Annotated in this window: 2 protein-coding genes; both read left to right on the forward strand. The window is 64.0% G+C overall.

Features of this window, described 5'->3' with window-relative positions; genetic code table 11:
• The first annotated feature begins 253 nt into the window (after positions 1-253).
• Complete coding sequence (locus AC1DXS_RS24660; protein ID WP_477740077.1) at positions 254-1,009, forward strand: ABC transporter substrate-binding protein; 756 nt, start codon at positions 254-256, stop codon at positions 1,007-1,009.
• 161 nt (positions 1,010-1,170) lie between these two features.
• Entirely contained in the window at positions 1,171-1,944 is a 774-nt protein-coding gene (locus tag AC1DXS_RS24665; protein ID WP_477740076.1) for a molybdate ABC transporter substrate-binding protein, read from the forward strand.
• Positions 1,945-2,201 lie beyond the last annotated feature (257 nt).

Consider the following 2,201-nt stretch of genomic DNA (forward strand, 5'->3'; position numbering starts at 1 on the left):
CGGTGCGACACCCATAGCATCGCTATGGGTTAGCGCCGCAACGCCGCAGACCGCCCGAGAAGGCGCTTGCCCTCCGGGTTGGGGTGAAATCGGGCGATTGAGCCACCCAGGCCCTTGCATGGGCATTAGCCCATGCGGCGTGCCCGGTCGGCCCACTCATCCCGATTGCACCCCAACGCGGCCCCGTTTGGACCGTAAACAGGTTCTTTGGGCGCTGCTGATCGCCCCGCTGGCCTTGTCGGCCACGCTGGCCATGGCGCAAACGTCCATCGTGATGGCGTCCACCACCTCGACCGAGCAGTCGGGCCTGTTCTCGCACCTGTTGCCCGAGTTCAAGAAGGCTACGGGCATAGACGTGAAAGTGGTGGCCGTGGGCACCGGCCAGGCCATCGACATGGGCCGGCGAGGTGATGCCGACGTGCTGTTTGTGCACGACCAGGTCGCCGAAGAGAAGGTCGTCGCCGAAGGCTTTGCCGTCAAGCGCTTTCCGGTCATGTACAACGACTTCGTGCTGATAGGTCCTATGGCCGACCCGGCCAAAGCCAAAGGCAAGGACATCGTCGAAGCCCTGAAAAAACTCAGCGCGGCGAACGCCAACTTCGTCTCGCGCGGCGACAAGAGCGGCACCCACGCCGCCGAGCTGCGCTACTGGAAGGCCGCCGGCATAGACACGCCGGCCGACAAGCCGGCCTTTGCCAACTACAAAGCCTGCGGCTGCGGCATGGGCCCGGCGCTCAACATCGCGGCCAGCAGCGGCGGCTATGTACTGGCCGACCGCGGCACCTGGCTGTCTTTCAAGAACCGCGGGGACCTGGCCGTGCTGGTCGAAGGCGACACGCGGCTGTTCAATCAGTACGGCGTGATGGTGGTGAATCCTGCCAAGCATCCGCAGGTCAAAGTGGTGGAGGCGCAGAAGTTTGTCGACTGGGTGATTTCGCCCGCGGGCCAGGCGGTGGTTGCCAGCTACAAGATAGGTGGCGAACAACTGTTCTTCCCCAACGCAAGATGAGCTCCCCCCTGTCCAAGCTCACTGCGTGTAGCTTGTTCCCCCCTCGAGGGGGCGGCGCCTCCGGCCCGGCCCTTCGACAGGCTCAGGACAGGCCAAGGCCGGTTCCGCGGCGCCTGCTGGTATGGGCTGCTGCGGTAGTTGTTTTTTCAGGAGGTCTGAATATGGTGCATGCGCAGTCGTCCGCACCAGTTGTCGTTGATGCCGCGCCTCTGCGCGTGTATGCGGCGGGCAGCCTGCGTGAAGCGCTTGCCGAAGTTGCCCGGGTTTATGAATCCCGCACAGGCCTTAAAACCCAGCTGACCTTTGGCGCCTCCGGCCTGCTGCGCGAGCGCATTGAAAAGGGCGAGCCGGCACAGGTATTTGCCTCGGCCGATACGCAACACCCGCAGCGCCTGCATGCCATGGCGGGCGGCCAATGGGCGCCACCCATGCTGTTTGTGCGCAACCAGCTGTGTGCACTCGCCGTGCCGCAGCTCAATGCCGAGCCCGGAAAACTGCTCGACCTGATGCTGGACCCGGCCGTCAAGCTGGGCACTTCCACGCCCAAGGCGGACCCCTCGGGTGACTATGCCTGGGAGGTGTTCCGAAAAGCCGAGGCGCTGAAGCCCGGCGCCTATGCGGCACTGGACGCCAAGGCGCTCAAGCTCACCGGTTCGCCCGAGGCACCCCAGCCGCCGGCCGGCCGAAGTACCTATGAGTGGTTGATCACTGAAGGCCGCGCCGACCTCTTCCTGACTTACTACACCAATGCGGTGGCGGTTCGCAAAGAAGTGCCGCGCATGAATGTGGTGCAGATGCCGGCGGCCCTGCAGGTCAGCGCCGCTTACGGGCTGACCGCGCGAAGCGGGGATGCTGCGGCTGGGAGGTTTGCCGACTTTTTGCTGTCGGCAACCGCGCAGGAGGTGTTTTCCCGATTTGGCTTCGGAGCGCCTTGAGGAGGTTGCCCGGGTCTTCCTCCGGCTGAGCGCGCTCTTCCTCCTCCTTTCTCTTTTTAGTTCAGCTGGCCGGGAGTGGCCCGGCGGCCAGTAACTTTCTTTTGCTTCGCCAAAAGAAAGTCACCAAAGAAAAGGCGACCCGCAGTCTGGGTCCCTGCGCTGCGCTACGGGCAACCTGCGGTGCTCGAGCCAAGCGGGGTCAAAAACAACTCGCTTCGCTCAGACACGTTTTTGCCCTGATCCGCTTGTCTCTGCGC

Source organism: Polaromonas sp. P3_B1, from assembly GCF_056402935.1.

Coding starts and splice junctions, on each gene's coding strand:
- AC1DXS_RS24660 (WP_477740077.1), top strand. CDS start 254: ATGGCGCAAACGTCCATCGTGATGGCGTCCACCACCTCGACCGAGCAG.
- AC1DXS_RS24665 (WP_477740076.1), top strand. CDS start 1,171: ATGGTGCATGCGCAGTCGTCCGCACCAGTTGTCGTTGATGCCGCGCCT.